This is a genomic window from Klebsiella michiganensis (assembly GCF_002925905.1).
Lineage (GTDB): Bacteria > Pseudomonadota > Gammaproteobacteria > Enterobacterales > Enterobacteriaceae > Klebsiella > Klebsiella michiganensis.
The window spans coordinates 38,790-58,217 of record NZ_PRDB01000014.1; the positions used below are offsets into that span (position 1 = coordinate 38,790).

The following is a 19,428-nucleotide window of genomic DNA, read 5'->3' on the forward strand; positions in this document are numbered from 1 at the left end:
CTATCGGGTGAATATGTCCCACTTCTTCGCACTTGTCCGTCCCCTCAGGGGATGGCTGCTGTCAGGCATGTCCTGCCTGGCGCTGGCGGGATGTTCCGCCTCTACATCACCACACGCCGCGGATGGCAAAACGCTCTCCGCGCTGCCGCAGCATCAGGTCGCCGATTTTCTTTCGGTGGAGTGCGCCGACATCTGGAGCCTGCAAAGCGAGGCCAGTGATAAAAACCCGCTTTACTGGCTGCGGGGAATTGACTGCGCGGATCGCCTTGCTCCGGTACAGGCGCGGGCTGAAGCCCGGCAGCACGATGCCAACAGCTGGCAGGATGCCTTTAAACGCGGCATTTTACTGGCCGATGCCAAAATTACGCCCAACGAACGTCGCGATCTGGTGGCCAGTCTGGATGCCTTCAGCCCGCAAATCGCCGCCCAGGTTCGCCCGCTTTATCAGCTCTGGCGCGATGCCCAGGGCCGGCAGCTTCAGCTGATTGAGGAGCGCTCTCGCTACGCCAAATTGCAGCAGTCAAGCGATGCGGAGCTGGAGACGCTGCGTCAGCAGGAAATTGAACTTCGCAGTCAGCTCGAACTGACGACCCGCAAGCTGGAGAATCTCACCGACATCGAGCGCCAGCTCTCCAGCCGTAAACCCGGCGGGAACTTCAGCCCGGACGCCGGGCACGGCGGCGAGAAGGTCCCGGAGGTGATTCATGACGATCCGTAAACCCGCCCGCCTGCTGCTGGTGGACGACGATCCGGGGCTGCTGAAGCTGCTGGGCATGCGTCTTGTCAGCGAAGGATACAGCGTACTGACCGCCGAGAGCGGGCCGGAGGCCCTGCGCACCCTGAGCCGCGACAAAGTCGACCTGGTGGTCAGCGACCTGCGGATGGACGAGATGGACGGCCTCCAGCTGTTCAGCGAAATCCAGAAGGTTCAGCCGGGAATGCCGGTGATCATTCTCACCGCGCACGGTTCCATTCCGGACGCCGTTGCCGCGACCCAGCAGGGCGTATTTAGCTTTCTCACCAAGCCGGTGGATAAAGACGCTCTGTATAAAGCGATTGATGACGCGCTGGAGCAGAGCGCGCCCACCACCGATGAGCGCTGGCGCCAGGCGATTGTGACCCGCAGCCCGCTGATGGAGCGTCTGCTGGAGCAGGCCGGGATGGTGGCGCAGTCGGACGTCAGCGTGCTGATTAACGGCCAGAGCGGTACCGGCAAGGAGATTGTCGCCCAGGCAATTCATAACGCCAGCCCGCGCCGCGATAAACCTTTTGTCGCCATTAACTGCGGCGCGCTTCCCGAGCAGCTGCTGGAGTCGGAGCTGTTTGGCCACGCCCGCGGCGCTTTTACCGGCGCGGTCAGCAATCGCGAGGGGCTATTCCAGGCCGCAGAAGGCGGGACCCTGTTTCTTGATGAAATCGGCGATATGCCGGTGGCGCTGCAGGTTAAACTGCTGCGCGTCCTGCAGGAGCGTAAAGTGCGCCCGCTGGGCAGCAACCGCGATATCGACATTGATGTGCGGATTATTTCTGCGACCCATCGCGACCTGCCGAAGGCCATGGCGCGCGGCGAGTTTCGCGAAGATCTGTTTTATCGTCTCAACGTGGTGAATCTGAAAATCCCGCCGCTGGCCGAGCGTACGGAAGATATTCCGCTGCTGGCGAACCATCTGCTGCGCCAGTCCGCCGATCGCCACAAACCCTTTGTTCGCGCGTTCTCCACCGATGCGATGAAGCGGCTGATGGCCGCCAAATGGCCGGGCAACGTGCGCCAGCTGGTGAACGTGATTGAGCAGTGCGTGGCGCTAACCTCTTCGCCGGTCATTAGCGACGCCCTGGTGGGGCAGGCGCTGGAGGGAGAAAACACCGCGCTGCCGACCTTTGTCGAGGCGCGGAATCAGTTTGAGCTCAATTACCTGCGCAAGCTGCTGCAAATCACTAAAGGCAACGTCACGCATGCGGCGCGGATGGCGGGGCGCAACCGCACCGAATTTTATAAGCTGCTGTCGCGCCACGAGCTCGACGCTAACGACTTTAAAGAGTAGCTCCGTGTGATGACGCAAGTTATGATACGGTTAGCAACCGGTTACGCGACTAAAACAGGAACACCATGAAAAAGATTGATGCGATTATTAAACCCTTCAAACTGGATGACGTGCGTGAAGCGCTGGCCGAAGTCGGCATCACCGGGATGACGGTAACGGAAGTGAAAGGTTTTGGCCGCCAGAAGGGGCATACCGAGCTGTATCGCGGCGCGGAGTATATGGTCGATTTTCTGCCGAAAGTGAAAATCGAAATCGTTGTCACCGATGATATCGTCGATACCTGCGTGGATACCATTATCCGTACGGCGCAGACCGGCAAAATCGGCGACGGTAAGATCTTTGTTTTCGATGTCGCGCGCGTGATTCGTATCCGCACCGGCGAAGAAGACGACGCGGCGATTTAAGCTGACAAACCGAATGGCGGCCCGATAATTTCCGGGCCGCCTGCATCCATCGCTCTGTTTACAGCACCTTGTGCGGGCCGAAGCACTCGTAATGAATGTTGCCGCTGCTCACGCCCAGATCTACCAGCTGCTTCGCGGCAAACTGCATAAACGCCACCGGGCCGCAGAGATAGAACTGCATCTGCGGGTCGCCGATCTTGTCGGCCAGGGCCGCTAAATCCATCAAACCTTCGCTGTCAAACGCGCCGGCGTCACGGTCCGCTTCGCTCGGGCTGCGGTACCAGACGTGAGAAGTAAACTTCGGCAGGGTTTCACCCAGCGCTTTCACTTCCTCCGCGAAGGCGTGCACGTCGCCATTCTCTGCCGCGTGGAACCAGTTCACCTGCGCCGGATGCTGTGCTTTTGCCAGCGTGTCCAGCATCGCCAGCATCGGCGTCTGACCGACGCCGCCGGAGAGCAGCGTGACCGGCGTTTCCGGCGCCACGTTGAGGAAAAAATCGCCGGCCGGCGCGGCCAGGTAAATCACGTCGCCTTCTTTCGCAGAATCATGCAGCCAGTTTGAAACCTGGCCGCCGTTTTCACGCTTAACCGCAATGCGATAGCCTTTGCCGTCGGGTTTGCGGGTCAAAGAGTACTGACGAATTTCCTGATGCGGAAAGCCTTCCGGCTTCAGCCAGACCGCCAGGTACTGGCCCGGATGGTATTCAGCGACCGCGCCGCCGTCGACCGGCTCAAACTCAAAGCTGGTAATCAGCGCGCTGCGCGGCGTTTTTCTGACGATGCGGAACGCGCGGGTGCCTTCCCAGCCGCCGGTTTTACTGGCGCTTTCGCTGTAGATTTGCGCTTCACGATTAATAAAGACGTTGGCCAGCACGCCGTAGGCCTTGCCCCAGGCATCCAGCACTTCCTGACCCGGGCTGAACATCTCGTCAAGGGTGGCCAGCAGGTGGGTGCCGACAATATTGTACTGCTCGGGCTGGATCTGGAAGCTGGTGTGCTTCTGGGCGATTTTTTCCACCGCCGGCAGCAGGGCGGACAGGTTCTCAAGATTGCTGGCATAGGCGGCAATGGCGTTGAACAGCGCCTCGCGCTGGTCGCCGTTGCGCTGATTACTCATATTAAAGATTTCTTTGAGTTCGGGATTATGAGCAAACATGCGGTCGTAAAAATGGGCGGTCAGTTTCGGACCGGTTTCAACCAGCAGAGGGATGGTGGCTTTCACCGTAGCGATGGTTTGCGCGTCGAGCATAGCAGCTTCCTTTATAGGTTATCTTAATGATGCATATTAAATGCATCTTATAAAAATAACCCTGCTTTGTAAATGGTTCTTTAACACTTTGCCGTAAGGCAGTTACAACATGAATTATTTGCATCACAAACCTGAAAAGAAATCCGTTGATAATCGAAGGTGCTTTATTGCTCAAAGCCTTGTGTAACGCGGAGCCAATCGTTTGCGTAAAATCCTTTGTCAAGACCTGTTATCGCAGAATGATTCAGTTATACTGTGGGCCGTTGTCCAGGTGGACCGCCTTTTTAGGCCGAAATTTTATTGTTAGCTGAGTCAGGAGATGCGGATGTTAAAGCGTGAAATGAACATTGCCGATTATGATGCCGAACTGTGGCAGGCTATGGAGCAAGAAAAAGTACGTCAGGAAGAGCACATCGAACTGATCGCCTCCGAAAACTACACCAGCCCGCGCGTTATGCAGGCGCAGGGCTCTCAGCTGACCAACAAATACGCTGAAGGATATCCGGGCAAGCGCTACTACGGCGGCTGTGAATACGTCGATATCGTAGAGCAGCTGGCTATCGATCGCGCCAAAGAGCTGTTCGGCGCTGACTACGCTAACGTGCAGCCGCACTCCGGCTCCCAGGCTAACTTCGCGGTCTATACTGCACTGCTGCAGCCGGGCGATACCGTTCTGGGTATGAACCTGGCGCAGGGTGGTCACCTGACTCACGGCTCCCCGGTCAACTTCTCCGGCAAACTGTACAACATCATTCCTTACGGCATCGATGAGTCCGGTAAAATTGACTATGAAGACATGGCTAAGCAGGCTCAGGAACATAAACCGAAGATGATTATCGGTGGTTTCTCCGCTTATTCCGGCGTGGTTGACTGGGCAAAAATGCGCGAAATCGCTGACAGCATCGGCGCATACCTGTTCGTCGACATGGCCCACGTTGCCGGTCTGATCGCCGCTGGCGTTTATCCGAACCCGGTTCCGCATGCTCACGTCGTGACCACAACTACCCACAAGACCCTGGCCGGTCCGCGCGGCGGCCTGATCCTGGCGAAAGGCGGCAGCGAAGAGCTGTACAAAAAACTGAACTCTGCCGTATTCCCGAGCGCCCAGGGCGGCCCGCTGATGCACGTTATCGCGGCGAAAGCCGTTGCGCTGAAAGAAGCGATGGAGCCGGAGTTCAAAGTTTACCAGCAGCAGGTAGCGAAAAACGCGAAGGCAATGGTAGAAGTGTTCCTGAACCGCGGCTACAAAGTGGTTTCCGGCGGCACTGAAAATCACCTGTTCCTGCTGGATCTGGTCGATAAAAACCTGACCGGTAAAGAAGCGGACGCTGCGCTGGGCCGTGCTAACATCACCGTCAACAAAAACAGCGTGCCGAACGATCCGAAGAGCCCGTTTGTGACCTCCGGCATCCGTATCGGTTCTCCGGCAGTCACCCGTCGCGGCTTTAAAGAAGCGGAAGTGAAAGAGCTGGCCGGCTGGATGTGCGACGTGCTGGACAACATCAATGACGAAGCGGTCATTGAGCGCGTGAAGGGTAAAGTGCTGGATATCTGCGCACGCTTCCCGGTTTATGCGTAAGCGTTAGCGTTGACATAAAAAAGGCCGCTGATGCGGCCTTTTTTGCGTCTGTTGATTAGCGGCGGTCGAGCGAAATCGCCCCGGGACCGGTTATCGCCAGCAGCAGGAAGGCACCGGCAATACTGATGTTTTTCCAGAAGTTAATCATGTTCGGCAGAAGCGCATCGCCGGTCATATCCCAGTAGTGATGGCCAATCACCGCGGTACCGAGGGTATAAAAAATAAAGATCACCGCCAGCGGGCGGGTGAAAAAGCCCAGCACAATTAAAATGGCCGCCGGCACTTCCATAATAATGGCAATGATGGCCGCAAGCGTTGGCATCGGCGCGCCGGAGGAGGCCATGTACTGCACCGTGCCGCTAAAGCCGAGCAGCTTGGGATAGCCGAAAAGAATAAACAGCACCACCACCGCGATACGCGCAATCAGCAGCAGCAGAGAGCGGGAGGAGCCAAAGTCAAAATAGCGTAGAGTGTTCATAATCAGCTCGTTATGAGAGACGTGTGATTTAAACGTAATACACAAATTTGCGCTCCGCCATGTCCTCTGACGATTAACGCAGCGTTTGCAGCTGTTCCTCCACGTACAGATAACCGATCCCCATCAGCTGCTGGGCGCGGGTCAGTTTGCCAAAGCCGATTTGAGTGGCGTGCGCTCGCGGCGTATCGCCGTGGTCAAAGGGATTAAAGCCGGTTTGTTTAACGATACTTTCCAGCCATTGTTCGCCAAAGGCGCAGCTGCGTCCGTATAGCCAGATTTGATTAATATTCAAAATATTTAAGAAATTATAAAGGCTTAAGCCAATGGCGTTGGCCGCGCTATCAACCCATGCGCGAATATGCACGTCTCCCTGTTCCCAGGCTTCAATGAGCGATGCCGTGGTTAATTGCTCGGGAGAGCGCTGCGCTTCCGGCTGCGTTTTGAGCCACATCCGCGCCTGCTTTTTCAACGCGCTGAGGGACGCTACGGTTTCGAGGCAACCGTATCTCCCGCAGTCGCAGGCCTTGCCGTCAGGATTCACAATCGTGTGTCCTATCTGCCCGCTGCCGTAGAGGCTTCCTCGATAAATCTGATCGTTAATCACAAATGACGAGCCGATACCGTAATCGACGTTAATCACGCAAAAATCCGGCTGTATACCCTGATGCTGCCACTTCTCCGCCAGCGCCAGCATCACGCAGTCATTATCCACCCGCACCTGCACGCCGAGCTGTTCCTCCAGCAGATACTTTATTTCAATCGGCGTTTTCCAGCGCGCCTGGGGCATGGTTTGTGACACCCCGGTTACCGGATCAACCTGCCCATGAACGCCAAGCGCGAGATTGATGCTGTGCTGCGGGTAGCGGCGGTGTATACGTCGCCAGCATTCCACGATGGCTTCCAGAAGGGCCTGCGGCGTGGGGGCATCGATGGGCAAATGCTGGTGGCCGTCAACCGCCAGCAGTCGGGCATCGGCAAGCTGATACTCAATGCTGGTCGGCGTGATATTCATGCATAGCGTCCAGGCACCGTGTTCGGGGATCTGGTAGCTTCCGCTGTTCACGCCGCGCTTGCTCATTTTTTCCGTGGAATGGCCGATCAATCCCTCGCTAAGCAGTTCGGCAAGAATGTTGCTCACAGCCGGAATAGAGAGCCCGGTGAGCTGGGAAAGCTGGGATTTACTGAGCTGTTTCTCCCGCCAGAGGTGGGAGAGAAAAATAGATTTGTTGGCCTGCCTGACCCGGGCGTTATTCAAACCGGTGCGCTGCATACACTTAACTCCCTTAACTATATTGCGTGAGCGTTGCGCATTTTAGCAGCTAAATGGCGATATAAACTCCTCTCATAGCAAGTTTTACTTTATTTCGTTTAGTGGAGGCGTCATGTACGGTTCGGTTAAGGTCTGGCAGGAAACAATTACATTACCTACGTGGACGACGGGGGCGGAGGATCCGAACCCCATGTTTCTGGAAAAGCGCGTTTATCAGGGTTCCTCCGGCAACGTCTATCCCTACGGCGTGATAGATACCCTGACCGGCGAGCGTGAAATGCGCGATTATCAGGCAGTATGGATGGAGAATGATTTCATTCGTATCATGCTGCTGCCGGAGCTCGGCGGACGTATTCACCGGGCGTATGACAAAGTCAAACAGCGCGATTTCGTCTATTACAATGAAGTCGTTAAGCCCGCCCTGGTAGGGCTACTGGGGCCCTGGATCTCCGGCGGTATCGAGTTCAACTGGCCGCAGCATCACCGCCCGACGACCTTTATGCCGGTCGATTTTTCGATCCAGCGCGGGGAAAACGGCGTGCAGACCGTATGGATGGGGGAAGCGGAGCCCATGCGCGGTTTGCAGGTCATGACCGGGTTTACTCTCTATCCTGACCGCGCGCTGATTGAAATTACCGGTAAGGTTTTTAATGGTAACGCAACGCCGCGTCATTTCCTGTGGTGGGCCAACCCGGCGGTCAAAGGCGGCGATGCTCACCAGAGCGTGTTTCCACCCGACGTCACCGCCGTATTCGATCACGGCAAGCGCGATGTTTCCGCTTTTCCCATCGCCACCGGCACCTACTACAAAGTGGACTATTCTGCGGGCGTCGATATCTCCCGTTATAAAAACGTTCCGGTACCCACCTCGTATATGGCGGAGAAATCGGACTACGACTTTGTCGGCGCTTATCACCACGACGAGCGCGGTGGGCTGCTGCATGTTGCCGACCATCACGTCTCGCCGGGCAAAAAACAGTGGAGCTGGGGCTATGGCGACTTTGGCCAGGCGTGGGACCGCAATCTGACCGACGAAAATGGCCCCTATATCGAGTTGATGACCGGCGTCTACACCGATAACCAGCCTGACTTTACCTGGCTTGCGCCTTATGAAGAGAAGGTGTTTGTGCAAAACTTCCTTCCCTATAGCGAGCTGGGGATGGTGCAAAATGCCAATACGCAGCTGGCGCTGAAGCTGGTTCGTGAGACGGAGCAGCTGCAGCTCGGCGTTTACGCCATTGCGCCGCTGGAAAATATTGTTGTTGAACTCAGCGCGGAAAAGCAGCCGCTGTATGAAACTCAGCTTACGCTGAAGCCCGGCGAGAGCTGGCAGCATACGCTGCCGGAAAATGACGCCCGGCGCTTAACCATTAAGGTGAAAACCGCAGACAACCAGCCGCTGCTGGATTATCAGGAACATATTACTCAGCAGACGCCCCTGCCCGAACCTGCCTGCGCGCCGGCGATGCCGGAAGAGATTCACAACGGCGATGAGCTCTATTTTATCGGCCAGCATCTTGAACAATACAATCATGCAAGCCGCTGTGCCGCGGATTACTATCGCCGGGCGATAGCCCTCGATCCGCAGGATTACCGCAATAATGTTGCCCTCGGGACGCTGGCGTTTAATTGCGCCGACTGGGGGCTGGCGGAGCAATGTGCCCGGGCCGCGCTACTTCGCGCCCATCGTCTGAATAAAAATCCGCGCGATGGCGAAGCCAGCATGCTGCTTGGCAGCGCGCTGGAAAGGCAGGGCGATGAAGCTGGAGCATGGGATTGCTATTACAAAGCGTCCTGGAGCGGTAACTGCCGCGATGCCGCCTGGTGGGCGCTGGCAAGGCTGGCGATGAAGCGTGGCGATACCGCCGACGCGCTGGAAAAGGTCAACACCAGCCTGCAGTTTAACGCCAGCAACCATCTGGCTATGGGGCTGAAAGCGCTGGCGTTAGCGAACAGCGGGCGGACGAAAGAGGCACAGGCGTATATTGTCGTCTGCCTCGAACAATACCCGTTGAGCTATCCGCTGCACTGCGCGCGCTGGATGATTGCGCCGGGCGATGAGTCGCGCGCGGGCCTGCTGCGCGTAACGGGGCGCAGAGGGATCAACGGCAGCCTGCTGGCGGGCTGGCTGCTCTCCATCGGTCAGAAGCAGGCGGCGAAGGAGGTGCTTGAGGTTCTGGATTGCCAGGAGGCGCTGCCGATGCTGTGGCGCGCCTCGTTAAGCGATGATGCGAATAAACGGCAACGGTTAATTGCCGAAGCCGAGCGCTGCCATGCACGAAAAGTGCGTTTCCCCAATACGCTCGATGAAGTCCAGATGCTGCAAACCCTGAGCGATAGCGCTTTTGCCCGCTATCTGCTCGGTTGCTTCTGGTACAGCAAACGTCGCTATGAAGAGGCGGTAAGCTGCTGGCGCGAGACGCTGGAAAAATCTCCCGACTATGCGCCCGCTCATCGTCTGCTGGGGGTCTACGCCTGGAACAAACAACAGGATGCCGCGCAGGCGCTGGCTTATCTGCAGCGGGCCGTAGAGCTTGAGCCCGAAAACGCGCGCTTCCTCTTTGAGCTTGATTTCCTGAAAAAATCACTGGGTACGCCGGTAAACGAACGACTGGAAACGCTGGCGGCGCGCAAAGCGGTGGTGCTGAAACGGGATGACCTGACCGCTGAGCTGTTAAGCCTGTGGAACGCGGCCGGCCATTATGCCGATGCCGCCGCTATTCTCGGTACGCGCGTATTTCATCCCTGGGAAGGCGGGGAGGGGAAAGTTACCGGCCAGTATTTGCTCAATCAGCTCCATCGCGCTTTACAGTTGATCGAACGTAAGGCGTTCACGCAGGCCGCTCGCTGCCTGAATGAAGCGTTACGCTATCCCGATAACCTGGGAGAGGGGCGGCTGCCCGGGCAGACGGACAACGATATCTGGTATTTGCTGGGCTATTGCGCGGAACAGACTGGGGATGCGCATCGGGCAGCGGAATATTACCAGCTTGCCCTGCAAGGGGGCTCAACGCTGGACGCCGGGCGTTACTACAACGATCAGCCCGCCGATTACCTTTTCTGGCAGGGCATCGCGCTGCGTAAGAGCGGTAATCCGGCGCAGGCCGAGCAGCACTTCCAGAATTTTATCGCCTGGGCCAGGCAGCATCGGGATGACGTTCCGCAAGCCGACTTTTTTGCCGTCTCTCTCCCGGATCTGGTGGTGCTCGATGTTTCAGCGCAGCAGCAGCATCAGCAGCACTGTTTGTTTATTGAAGCGCTGGGCCATCTGGGGCTGGGCAACTTATCCGCCAGCCAGCAGGCGATGCAGCGGCTGCTGCAGCTGAACCCGGCTCATGATAAGGCGCATCTGATTCGTCATGCCCTGCAAAGCGGCATGTTTTCCTGAACCTGAAACGGGCGGGCCTGGCCCGCCTGAACCCTACTGTTCCCTGCGTTTCCCTTATAGAGGAATCATTATGAATAACGCGCAGACACATCTGAAAATGGGCTACGTCTGGACTATCTGTCTGGTCGCCGCCTGCGGTGGTTTACTCTTTGGCTATGACTGGGTGGTGATTGGCGGCGCAAAGCCGTTTTATGAAGCCTGGTTTTCCATTACCGACCCGGCGCAGTCCGGCTGGGCAATGAGCTCGGCGCTGGTGGGCTGCGTTTTCGGCGCATTAATCTCGGGATGGTGCGCCGATAAACTGGGGCGTAAGCTGCCCTTAATACTGTCCGCCGTGCTGTTCAGCGCCTCGGCGTGGGGGACGGCGGTTGCCAGCAGTTTCGACATGTTTGTGGTTTACCGCATTGTGGGCGGCGTGGGGATTGGTCTGGCATCCGCGCTCAGCCCGCTTTACATCGCGGAAGTCAGCCCGGCAGAAAAAAGAGGGCGCTTTGTTGCGATAAACCAGCTCACTATCGTGATTGGCGTGCTGGCCGCTCAGCTTATCAACCTGATGATTGCGGAACCCGTAGCGACGGGGGCGACGCAGCAGATGATTGTGGAGACCTGGAACGGGCAGATGGGCTGGCGCTGGATGTTCGGCGCGGAACTGGTGCCGGCGCTGGCGTTTCTGGTGCTGATGTTTTTTGTTCCTGAGTCGCCGCGCTGGCTCATGAAGGCCGGTAAGCCGGATCGCGCCCGGGCCGCGCTGGAGCGCATTGGCTCCGCCGACTATGCCGACAGGATATTACGTGACATCGCGCACACGCTGGAAAAAGATAACCATAAAATCTCCTACGGCGCGCTGCTGGCTCCGCAGGTTAAACCGATCGTTATCATTGGCATGGTCCTCGCCGTCTTCCAGCAGTGGTGCGGAATTAACGTCATCTTTAACTACGCGCAGGAGATTTTTGCCTCGGCGGGATTCGATATTAACAGTACGCTGAAATCGATCGTCGCAACGGGGATCGTCAACCTGGTGTTTACCCTCGCCGCGCTGCCGCTGGTGGATAAAATCGGCCGCCGTAAATTAATGCTGCTCGGTGCCTCAGGGTTGACGCTGATCTATGTTCTGATTGCCGCCGCTTATGGCATGGGCATCATGGGCTGGCCCGTTCTGCTGCTGGTGCTGGCGGCGATTGCTATTTACGCCTTGACCCTGGCGCCGGTTACCTGGGTACTGCTGGCGGAAATCTTCCCCAACCGCGTTCGCGGACTCGCGATGTCCTTAGGCACCCTGGCGCTGTGGATTGCCTGTTTCTTGTTAACCTACACTTTCCCGCTGCTTAATGCCGGACTGGGCGCGGCGGGCAGTTTCCTGCTGTATGGCGTCATTTGCGCTGCCGGCTACCTCTATATTCTGCGCAACGTGCCGGAAACGAAGGGGGTCACTCTCGAAGCCCTGGAAGAGCAGCTGGCGCAACGTCATGCGGGCGCTCAGGCGATGAAGCAGGAGCAGACGCGCTAATGGCGGAAGAGTGGATTCTGGAAAACGCGCATCTGCGGATGCGCGTCGCTTCTCTGGGCGGCAAAGTGCAAAGTTTATACTCGCGGCATTATCAGGCGCCGGTGCTGTATGAAAACCCCGCCGGCGGCATGTTTCCGATGCTGCCGCTGGCCAATCGCGTCGCCGGGAACCGCTTTATTTTTCAGGGACGTGAGATAGTTCTGCCTCGCCACCACGCCGACGCGCATTTTTTTCTCCACGGCGACGGTTGGCTGCAGCGCTGGGATATGATTGCGCGCGGCGGCGACTATTGCGTGTTACAGCTGCGTCGGCAGCATGCCTGCGGTTTCGATTACCTGGCGCAGATCCGCTACCAGCTGCTGCGTAACCAGCTGGTGGCTGCGCTGACGCTTACCCACTGCGGTAGCACGCCCATCCCCTATGGCTGCGGTTTTCATCCGTTTTTTCCTTTTGATAAGCGCAGTACGGTGCAGTTTGCAGCCGCCGGCTACTGGCCGGAAGGGGAGCAGCATCTTCCTCTCGGCTGGCAAGGCCAGTTGCCCGGCGACGCCGATTTCAGCCACGCGCAGTACGGTGAGGATCGCTGGCTGAACGTGGGCTATTCCGGCTGGAGCGGGCGGGCGAGGGTGAGTAGTGATGTGATGGATATCACAATTCTTTCGCAAACTCCGTGGTTGATGCTTTTCAGAATGCAGGGCGAGCCGTTCCTTTGCCTCGAGCCGCAAAGTCATCCGGTAAACGCCCATAACATGGACGGACAGCCGGGGCTGCGGGTTTTAGGCGCCGGAGATACGCTGAGTTTTTCGCTGAAAATAGACGTACAGGGGCGCGAATAGCGCCATATCTGGGGCGAGGGTATCTTGCGCCCGCCCCGCTTTATCGCCAGACTGTCGCCTCCATTCGGGAGGGAATCATGGTCTTACACTCCACGCGCTGGCTGGCGCTAAGTTACTTCACCTATTTTTTTAGCTACGGCATCTTCCTGCCTTTCTGGAGCGTCTGGCTTTCCGGACTTGGCCTGACGCCGGAAACCATCGGCATGCTGCTCGGCGCCGGGCTGGTGTCGCGCTTTCTTGGCAGCCTGCTGATTGCGCCGCGGGTCAGCGACCCGTCCCGTCTTATCTCTTCTCTGCGCATTCTGGCGCTGCTGACGCTGCTCTTTGCGCTCGCATTTTGGATCGGCCACCAGGTTGCCTGGCTGATGGTGATTATCGTCGGCTTTAACCTCTTTTTCTCGCCGCTGGTGCCGCTGACCGACGCGCTGGCGAATACCTGGCAAAAGCAGATCACCATGGACTACGGGCGCGTGCGCCTGTGGGGGTCGATAGCTTTCGTCATTGGCTCGGCGCTGACCGGGAAGCTGGTCAGCCTGTATGACTACCGGATGATACTGGTGATGCTCAGCGTCGGTATTGCCTCCATGCTGCTCGGCATGCTGCTGAAGCCATCGGTGCAGCCGCAGGGCGAATCCCGCCAGCAGGAAGCGGCCGGCCTGGCGGCCTGGCTTACGCTGGTGAGGCAAAGCTGGCGCTTCCTCGCCTGCGTCTGTTTGCTGCAGGGCGCGCACGCCGCCTACTACGGATTTAGCGCTATCTACTGGCAGGAAGCGGGGTATTCCGCCTCCGCCGTGGGCTACCTGTGGTCGCTTGGCGTCGTGGCGGAAGTGGTGATTTTCGCGCTGAGCAAAAAAGTCTTCCGCCGCTTTAGCGCCCGCGATCTGCTGCTGCTGTCCGCGGTGTGCGGGCTAATTCGCTGGACGTTGATGGGCTGGACGACGGCGCTACCCTGGCTTATCGTCGCGCAGATCCTCCACTGCGGCACCTTTACGGTGTGCCATCTGGCGGCGATGCGCTACATTGCGGCGCGTCAGGGCAGCGAAGTGATCCGCCTGCAGGCGGTCTACTCCGCCGTCGCGATGGGCGGCAGCATTGCGGTGATGACGGTCTTTGCCGGTTTCCTCTACCAGCATCTGCACCAGGGCGTTTTCTGGGTGATGGCGCTGGTGGCCTTACCGGCGCTGGTGGTGCGGCCAAAAGCGGTGGCTTAGGCCTCCAGCATTTTGCAAATCTGCTGCTGCTGATGATCGCTGAACGTCTCTTCGGCGTGAAACAGCGGCGGCGAAAACAGCGGCAGCGCCGTGGCATAGGGAGTGACGATCAGCGTCACTTCCTTCGGCGCGCCCTCTTTCTGAAAGGTGCTCACGCTCAAATACTTTATATTGAGCGGCAGCAGGGTTAACTCGCGCAGCTGCTGCTCCAGCGACTGCTCAAGGTCCGGGTTATCATCGGTCAGCAGAACCACCTGTTTCTCCTGCAGATCGCTTTTTTGCATCAGCCAGGCGCCGAAGATCACCGCGATTAAACTGACTTCCTCCTGGCTAAAGCGTACCTGCCAGCTGGCTTCGAACTCCGCCAGCGCAGCCTGCGTTGTGCGCATCAAACGGGGATAAAGACGGCCAATCTCCTCCGGCAGCGCGTTATCGATACCGATAGCGAAAACGCTGCGGTGTAGCGCCTGCGAAAGGTGAATATAGAGCTGATCGCTCAGCCCCTGTTCATCGCTAAACGGACGGCCCGCCAGGTTCTGAAAGCGGTGAATCAGCCCGGAAATGGCCAGATGCAGACGGCGATCGTGCTGATGACCATCGCGGATAGGATCGGGGGTTTTCAACAGCATAAACAGCAGGGCCAGAAACAGCTGTTCTCCGGCATGGGGCGTTGCCGCAACCCGCCGCTGCCAGTGGCGGACAATCTCCTCGGCGAGGGAAAACTCGGCGGCGGCTTGCGCCCAGCGCTGCTGCTCGTGGGTGAAAGTGGGGCTCTGTCCAAGGTGGTGCTGCAGCAAACAATACTGTAAATAAAGACGCAGAAAATGCACGTCGCGGCAGTCAAACTGCCGGTTCAGGGCGCGCGAGCAGCGGTTGACCAATGCCTGAAGATTGGTGTCGTCATACAGCGTGCGTGCGATACCCTGCTGTTTAAGCTGCGTTTTCAATGCCGGGGTAAAATGGTGGCTGACAAAATGCGGGCACAGGCGCAGCCCGCGGCGCAGGCCGTGCAGCAGGCATAAGCGTTGATCGAGCGCGGCGCCTTCCATCCGATAGCTGCCGTCCGCTTGTGAAGCAAGGGTCAAGCGGTGATAACGCTGAATCTCGCGTCCCGTCTCCGCAATGTCCTGCCGGGCGGTATCCTCATCAACCTGGGTGAGGTTACCCAGCCATTCGGGCGTCACGGACTGCCCGGGCAGATAAAACATCAGGAGCACCTGGCTACGGCGCTGTGGACTGGAAAGCACAGATGGTGGTTCAATCACTGTCATCATCCGGTTAGTTCCAGTTAGGGTTTTCGTTAAGAGTAGTTAATGTATTGAGGGTGAACAGGGCATTTCCGGGTCTTTACATCAGGATTGCTGGCGGGGTTCACAGAATTTTTCACGCGAGGAACAGATGAAGAGAGTGAAACAATGCGTCAGCGTAGCGTTTTTCATGTTTTTATCGCTATCTGCGGCGGCGCATCCGCACAGTTTCATCAGTTTGCAAACGGAGGCCGTGGCGGAAAATGGGCTGCTCACCGGCTTTAAAATGCGCTGGACGATGGATGAAATCACCTCCGCCGATCTGCTCTATGATGCGGGCAGCGCTAAACCCGGTAGCGAAATCTGGAAAAAGCTGGCGGCGGAAGTGATGGCGAACGTGCTGGGCCAGCACTATTTCAGCGAGCTATGGCACAACGGCCAGCGGGTGAAGTTTGATAATCGGCCCGCTGGTTATGGCCTTGAACGCAGCGGTCATCAGGCGGTGCTCACCTTTACCCTGCCGCTGGCGAAGCCGCAGCCTCTGGCCGGGCAAACCTTCACCTTTTCCACCTACGACCCGACCTATTATGTTGATATGTATTACGACAAAGACGCAGACTTCACACTACCGACGGCGATGAAGACAAGCTGCACGGCAAAAGTGATGACGCCGAAGCCTAACGAAAAAATGTTGTCCTACGCGCAGTCGCTGGATAAGGCGGATGCGCCGCCGGAGGATATGGAACTGGGGAATTACTTCGCGCAAAAGGTGACGCTGCAATGTCAGTGATTTTTGCTCAAACCGGCCGTTCGCCGCGCTGGCGTCAGCTGTGGCCGCTGGCGCTGTTTCTGCTGCTGGCAGCCGGAGCTGGCTTCTGGCTATGGCGGGCCTGGCCGCAGGTGCTGCTGCAAAGCGCGGTCTGGCAGCGCGCGCTGAATGTCGAACTGAGTCGGCTTCTGCAGGCGGTTGCGGAGAATCCTGCCGCCGCCGGGCTGTCGCTGCTGGGGTTTAGCTTCGCCTACGGCATCCTGCATGCGCTGGGGCCGGGGCACGGCAAGGTGGTCATAACCACCTGGCTGGCAACCCATCCGTCGAAGCTGAAATCGAGCATCGGCCTGACGCTGGCCGCTTCGTTGCTGCAGGGACTGGTGGCCATCGCCTTAGTTGTGGTGGTACTGACGCTGCTGCGGCTGCCGGCAAGACAGCTGCATCTGAGCAGCTTCTGGCTGGAAAAGGGAAGCTATCTGCTGGTCGGCGCGCTGGGCCTTTTGCTGTGCTGGCGGGCGCTGAAAAAGCTGCGGATGCTGCTGCGCCGACCGACATTCACCGCCTTCACCGCGCATCACGTTCATCACGCCAGCTGCGGCTGCGGGCACCAGCATCTGCCGGCGCCGGAACAGCTGCAAAGCGGCGATGACTGGCGGGCGCGGCTGGCTATCGTGCTGTCAATGGGGATGCGGCCCTGCTCCGGAGCCATTATGGTGCTGTTGTTCAGCAAGGTTATCGGCGTATTTGGCTGGGGCATGGCGGCCGCGATGGCGATGGCGGCGGGAACCTCGCTGACGATTAGCGCGCTGGCGCTGCTGGTTCATGGTTTCCGCCAGCTGGCGGTCAGGCTGAGCGCGAATCGGGCGCCGGCGCTGTGGAAGCAGATCGGTTGGGCAACGCTGGCGCTGGCCGGCGGCGTGATTTTACTGGCGGCGGCCATCGTGATGTGGAGTAGCGCGATGCCATCGGGCGGCGGCCTGCGGCCGTTTTAATGCGATAAAAAAAGGAAGCCGCGGCTTCCTTTTGGTTTTTCATGCGGTGAGAAATTAACGCTTCAGCGCTTCACTCAGATGCTCGCGCATATTGGCCAGCATCGCTTTAACGACGCGCGGGTTACCTGCAACGATGTTGCCGGTCAGCAGGTAGTTATGGCCGCCGGTAAAGTCGCAGACGATAGCGCCTGCTTCACGGGCGATCAGCTCGCCTGCCGCGAAATCCCACGGTTTCAGCGCGATTTCAAAGTAACCGTCAACCCTGCCAGCGGCAACGTAGGCCAGATCCAGGGCAGCGGAACCGGTGCGGCGGAAATCCGCGCATTCGGTGAACATGTTGCCGAGGATGTTCATGTAAGAGGTCGCGTGCTGTTTTGCTTTGAACGGGAAGCCGGTGGCGATGATCGTGCCATCCAGATCGCGAGCGCTGCTGCCGCGCAGGCGGTAGCCGTTCAGCTGCGCGCCCTGACCGCGGGTCGCGGTGAACAGTTCGTTACGCATCGGATCGTAAACCACGGCCACTTCAGTACGGCCTTTAATGCGTACGGCGATGGAGACGGAGAAGTGCGGCAGACGTTTGACGAAGTTGGTGGTGCCATCCAGTGGATCGATAACCCATTGAACATCCTGATCTTCACCAGCGTGCTCACCGCTTTCTTCGGTGATGATGGTGTGCTGCGGGTAAGATTTGCGAATGGTTTCGATAATCATCGCCTCGGCGGCTTTATCGACGTTGGTCACAAAATCATTGCTGCCTTTCTGGCTGGTTTCTACGGAGTCAGGGGTTTCGTAGTGCTTGGCAATTAAATTACCCGCCTTGCGCGCTGCGCGCACGGCGATGTTCAGCATCGGATGCATCGGTATCTCTCACTGGATGTTAAAGAACGGGAAAAAACGGCGCATATAGTAACAGTGAAATCTCCTTATGTCTTCGTTTTATGATAGCATGCACGAATAATCTTTAGCCGAAGAACCATAATGCTGCAAAATATTCGAATCGTACTGGTAGAAACCTCACACACCGGCAATATGGGCTCCGTCGCCCGCGCAATGAAAACCATGGGGTTAACCAACCTGTGGCTGGTCAATCCTCTGGTCAAACCCGATTCTCAGGCCATCGCTCTGGCGGCGGGGGCCAGCGACGTCATTGGCAATGCACACATCGTTGATACCCTTGATGAAGCGCTGGCGGGCTGTAGCCTCGTCGTGGGGACCAGCGCGCGCTCCCGTACGCTGCCGTGGCCGATGCTCGACCCGCGTGAATGCGGCCTGAAAAGCGTTGCTGAAGCGCAGCATGCGCCGATCGCGCTGGTCTTTGGCCGCGAACGCGTCGGCCTGACTAACGAAGAGCTGCAGAAGTGTCACTACCATGTGGCAATCGCTGCCAACCCGGAATACAGCTCGCTGAACCTGGCGATGGCGGTGCAGGTTATCTCCTATGAAGTGCGTATGGCCTGGCTGGCGGCGCAGGAGCAAAATGAACCTGTCGTCGAGCATGAAGAAACCCCGTATCCGCTGGTGGATGATTTAGAGCGTTTCTACGGTCATCTGGAGCAGACGCTGCTGGCAACCGGGTTTATCCGCGCCAGCCACCCGGGCCAGGTGATGAACAAGCTGCGCCGTTTGTTTACCCGCGCCCGCCCGGAAAGCCAGGAGCTGAACATCCTGCGCGGCATGCTGGCGTCAATTGAGCAGCAGCAGAAAAATAAAGAGTCATAGTGCACGCCGTTGCCCGGCGGCGCGGTACTGCGGGCTCCCTCTCTCCTTGTGGGAGAGGGCCGGGGCGAGGGCACCAGGCCGCGCTGAAGTGAAACGGCACGGAAAGCCAAATACCTGACTAAAACAGTCAAGTAAATAGTTGACCAATTTACTCGGGAATGTCAGACTTGCCCTTGCTATGCAATACCCATATTAATAAAAAGCCCGGGCAGGGGCGAGTTTGAGGTTAAGTAAGACATGAGACTGACATCTAAAGGGCGTTATGCCGTGACCGCGATGCTTGACGTTGCGCTCAACTCTGAATCGGGTCCGGTTCCGTTGGCTGATATTTCAGAGCGTCAGGGAATTTCGCTTTCCTATCTGGAACAGCTGTTCTCTCGCCTGCGCAAAAATGGCCTGGTTTCCAGCGTACGTGGTCCAGGCGGCGGTTATCTGTTAGGTAAAGAAGCGGGTAGCATCGCGGTTGGCGAAGTTATCAGCGCAGTGGACGAATCCGTTGACGCCACCCGTTGTCAGGGTAAAGGCGGCTGCCAGGGCGGCGATAAGTGTCTGACTCACGCGCTGTGGCGCGATCTGAGCGAGCGACTGACCGGTTTTCTGAATAACATCACGCTGGGCGAACTGGTGAATAACCAGGAAATCCTTGATGTCTCCGGCCGTCAGCACAACCATGAATCCCAGCGTAGCACCCGCGCTCAGGACGCCATCGACGTCAAACTGCGCGCGTAGTTCTCGTT

The 19,428-nt window shown here is 57.9% G+C and carries 17 protein-coding genes; 12 read left to right on the forward strand and 5 right to left on the reverse strand.

Features of this window, described 5'->3' with window-relative positions; translation table 11 throughout:
• The first annotated feature begins 13 nt into the window (after positions 1 to 13).
• The 3 genes from qseG (at position 14) to glnB (ending at position 2,446) form a co-directional block, all read left to right on the forward strand.
• Complete coding sequence (gene qseG / locus CDA56_RS23385; protein WP_032750903.1) at positions 14 to 718, forward strand: two-component system QseEF-associated lipoprotein QseG; 705 nt, start codon at positions 14 to 16, stop codon at positions 716 to 718.
• Positions 705 to 2,042, forward strand: a complete 1,338-nt coding sequence (gene glrR, locus CDA56_RS23390) for a two-component system response regulator GlrR (protein ID WP_102803381.1) — start codon at positions 705 to 707, stop codon at positions 2,040 to 2,042. Before qseG ends, glrR begins: the two co-directional genes overlap by 14 nt.
• Before the next feature lie 65 nt (positions 2,043 to 2,107).
• Positions 2,108 to 2,446, forward strand: coding sequence for a nitrogen regulatory protein P-II (gene glnB, locus CDA56_RS23395; protein WP_002914032.1), 339 nt, complete (start codon positions 2,108 to 2,110; stop codon positions 2,444 to 2,446).
• A 58-nt stretch (positions 2,447 to 2,504) separates the two neighbouring features.
• Here glnB and hmpA read toward each other — a convergent pair whose 3' ends face one another.
• Positions 2,505 to 3,695 (reverse strand): NO-inducible flavohemoprotein, encoded by a 1,191-nt coding sequence (gene hmpA / locus CDA56_RS23400; RefSeq protein ID WP_102803380.1) that lies wholly within the window; start codon positions 3,693 to 3,695, stop codon positions 2,505 to 2,507.
• A 325-nt stretch (positions 3,696 to 4,020) separates the two neighbouring features.
• Between hmpA and glyA the strand changes: the two genes are divergently transcribed.
• Positions 4,021 to 5,274 carry a serine hydroxymethyltransferase gene (gene glyA, locus CDA56_RS23410; RefSeq protein WP_009654385.1) on the forward strand — a complete coding sequence of 418 codons (1,254 nt, stop codon included), beginning with the start codon at positions 4,021 to 4,023 and terminating at the stop codon, positions 5,272 to 5,274.
• 55 nt (positions 5,275 to 5,329) lie between these two features.
• On the opposite strand, the gene CDA56_RS23415 is transcribed toward glyA, so the two are convergent.
• Together CDA56_RS23415 and CDA56_RS23420 are read right to left on the reverse strand one after the other, a co-directional pair.
• Positions 5,330 to 5,752, reverse strand: coding sequence for a DoxX family protein (locus tag CDA56_RS23415; RefSeq protein WP_064375086.1), 423 nt, complete (start codon positions 5,750 to 5,752; stop codon positions 5,330 to 5,332).
• Between the two features lie 73 nt (positions 5,753 to 5,825).
• Positions 5,826 to 7,022: an ROK family transcriptional regulator gene (locus CDA56_RS23420; protein ID WP_009654343.1), complete on the reverse strand. Its 1,197-nt coding sequence runs from the start codon at positions 7,020 to 7,022 to the stop codon at positions 5,826 to 5,828.
• Between the two features lie 112 nt (positions 7,023 to 7,134).
• On the opposite strand from CDA56_RS23420, the gene CDA56_RS23425 reads away from it, so the two are divergent.
• From CDA56_RS23425 to CDA56_RS23440, 4 genes are all read left to right on the forward strand, one after another.
• Entirely contained in the window at positions 7,135 to 10,410 is a 3,276-nt protein-coding gene (locus tag CDA56_RS23425; RefSeq protein WP_102803379.1) for a DUF5107 domain-containing protein, read from the forward strand.
• 70 nt (positions 10,411 to 10,480) lie between these two features.
• On the forward strand, positions 10,481 to 11,917 hold the full coding sequence (locus tag CDA56_RS23430) for a sugar porter family MFS transporter (RefSeq protein ID WP_025106590.1): 1,437 nt from the start codon (positions 10,481 to 10,483) through the stop codon (positions 11,915 to 11,917).
• The gene (locus CDA56_RS23435) at positions 11,917 to 12,753 is read left to right on the forward strand and encodes an aldose 1-epimerase (protein WP_032720544.1); all 837 of its coding nucleotides are present in this window, start codon (positions 11,917 to 11,919) and stop codon (positions 12,751 to 12,753) included. The genes CDA56_RS23430 and CDA56_RS23435 overlap by 1 nt, the downstream gene beginning before the upstream one ends.
• Positions 12,754 to 12,830: 77 nt before the next feature.
• Positions 12,831 to 13,964, forward strand: a complete 1,134-nt coding sequence (locus tag CDA56_RS23440) for a 3-phenylpropionate MFS transporter (protein ID WP_004853228.1) — start codon at positions 12,831 to 12,833, stop codon at positions 13,962 to 13,964.
• Here CDA56_RS23440 and csiE read toward each other — a convergent pair.
• Positions 13,961 to 15,238, reverse strand: a complete 1,278-nt coding sequence (gene csiE, locus CDA56_RS23445) for a stationary phase inducible protein CsiE (RefSeq protein ID WP_032750899.1) — start codon at positions 15,236 to 15,238, stop codon at positions 13,961 to 13,963. The two genes, CDA56_RS23440 and csiE, sit on opposite strands and share 4 nt — an antisense overlap.
• 124 nt (positions 15,239 to 15,362) lie before the next feature.
• Here csiE and CDA56_RS23450 point away from each other — a divergent pair, with 124 nt between their 5' ends.
• Positions 15,363 to 16,001: a DUF1007 family protein gene (locus tag CDA56_RS23450; RefSeq protein WP_102803378.1), complete on the forward strand. Its 639-nt coding sequence runs from the start codon at positions 15,363 to 15,365 to the stop codon at positions 15,999 to 16,001.
• Complete coding sequence (locus CDA56_RS23455) at positions 15,992 to 16,972, forward strand: nickel/cobalt transporter (protein ID WP_048260588.1); 981 nt, start codon at positions 15,992 to 15,994, stop codon at positions 16,970 to 16,972. Before CDA56_RS23450 ends, CDA56_RS23455 begins: the two co-directional genes overlap by 10 nt.
• 54 nt (positions 16,973 to 17,026) lie before the next feature.
• On the opposite strand, the gene suhB is transcribed toward CDA56_RS23455, so the two are convergent.
• The gene (gene suhB, locus CDA56_RS23460; protein WP_004853221.1) at positions 17,027 to 17,830 is read right to left on the reverse strand and encodes an inositol-1-monophosphatase; all 804 of its coding nucleotides are present in this window, start codon (positions 17,828 to 17,830) and stop codon (positions 17,027 to 17,029) included.
• 120 nt (positions 17,831 to 17,950) lie between these two features.
• Here suhB and trmJ point away from each other — a divergent pair, with 120 nt between their 5' ends.
• Both trmJ and iscR read left to right on the forward strand, forming a co-directional pair.
• The gene (trmJ, locus tag CDA56_RS23465; RefSeq protein ID WP_025106595.1) at positions 17,951 to 18,691 is read left to right on the forward strand and encodes a tRNA (cytosine(32)/uridine(32)-2'-O)-methyltransferase TrmJ; all 741 of its coding nucleotides are present in this window, start codon (positions 17,951 to 17,953) and stop codon (positions 18,689 to 18,691) included.
• Between the two features lie 237 nt (positions 18,692 to 18,928).
• Positions 18,929 to 19,420 (forward strand): Fe-S cluster assembly transcriptional regulator IscR, encoded by a 492-nt coding sequence (iscR, locus tag CDA56_RS23470; RefSeq protein WP_004853217.1) that lies wholly within the window; start codon positions 18,929 to 18,931, stop codon positions 19,418 to 19,420.
• The last annotated feature ends 8 nt before the right edge of the window (positions 19,421 to 19,428 follow it).

Bases quoted from the DNA above. Each gene is read 5' to 3' on its own strand.
- qseG (WP_032750903.1), top strand. From the start codon at position 14: ATGTCCCACTTCTTCGCACTTGTCCGTCCCCTCAGGGGATGGCTGCTG.
- glrR (WP_102803381.1), top strand. From the start codon at position 705: ATGACGATCCGTAAACCCGCCCGCCTGCTGCTGGTGGACGACGATCCG.
- glnB (WP_002914032.1), top strand. From the start codon at position 2,108: ATGAAAAAGATTGATGCGATTATTAAACCCTTCAAACTGGATGACGTG.
- hmpA (WP_102803380.1), bottom strand. From the start codon at position 3,695: ATGCTCGACGCGCAAACCATCGCTACGGTGAAAGCCACCATCCCTCTG.
- glyA (WP_009654385.1), top strand. From the start codon at position 4,021: ATGTTAAAGCGTGAAATGAACATTGCCGATTATGATGCCGAACTGTGG.
- CDA56_RS23415 (WP_064375086.1), bottom strand. From the start codon at position 5,752: ATGAACACTCTACGCTATTTTGACTTTGGCTCCTCCCGCTCTCTGCTG.
- CDA56_RS23420 (WP_009654343.1), bottom strand. From the start codon at position 7,022: ATGCAGCGCACCGGTTTGAATAACGCCCGGGTCAGGCAGGCCAACAAA.
- CDA56_RS23425 (WP_102803379.1), top strand. From the start codon at position 7,135: ATGTACGGTTCGGTTAAGGTCTGGCAGGAAACAATTACATTACCTACG.
- CDA56_RS23430 (WP_025106590.1), top strand. From the start codon at position 10,481: ATGAATAACGCGCAGACACATCTGAAAATGGGCTACGTCTGGACTATC.
- CDA56_RS23435 (WP_032720544.1), top strand. From the start codon at position 11,917: ATGGCGGAAGAGTGGATTCTGGAAAACGCGCATCTGCGGATGCGCGTC.
- CDA56_RS23440 (WP_004853228.1), top strand. From the start codon at position 12,831: ATGGTCTTACACTCCACGCGCTGGCTGGCGCTAAGTTACTTCACCTAT.
- csiE (WP_032750899.1), bottom strand. From the start codon at position 15,238: ATGATGACAGTGATTGAACCACCATCTGTGCTTTCCAGTCCACAGCGC.
- CDA56_RS23450 (WP_102803378.1), top strand. From the start codon at position 15,363: ATGAAGAGAGTGAAACAATGCGTCAGCGTAGCGTTTTTCATGTTTTTA.
- CDA56_RS23455 (WP_048260588.1), top strand. From the start codon at position 15,992: ATGTCAGTGATTTTTGCTCAAACCGGCCGTTCGCCGCGCTGGCGTCAG.
- suhB (WP_004853221.1), bottom strand. From the start codon at position 17,830: ATGCATCCGATGCTGAACATCGCCGTGCGCGCAGCGCGCAAGGCGGGT.
- trmJ (WP_025106595.1), top strand. From the start codon at position 17,951: ATGCTGCAAAATATTCGAATCGTACTGGTAGAAACCTCACACACCGGC.
- iscR (WP_004853217.1), top strand. From the start codon at position 18,929: ATGAGACTGACATCTAAAGGGCGTTATGCCGTGACCGCGATGCTTGAC.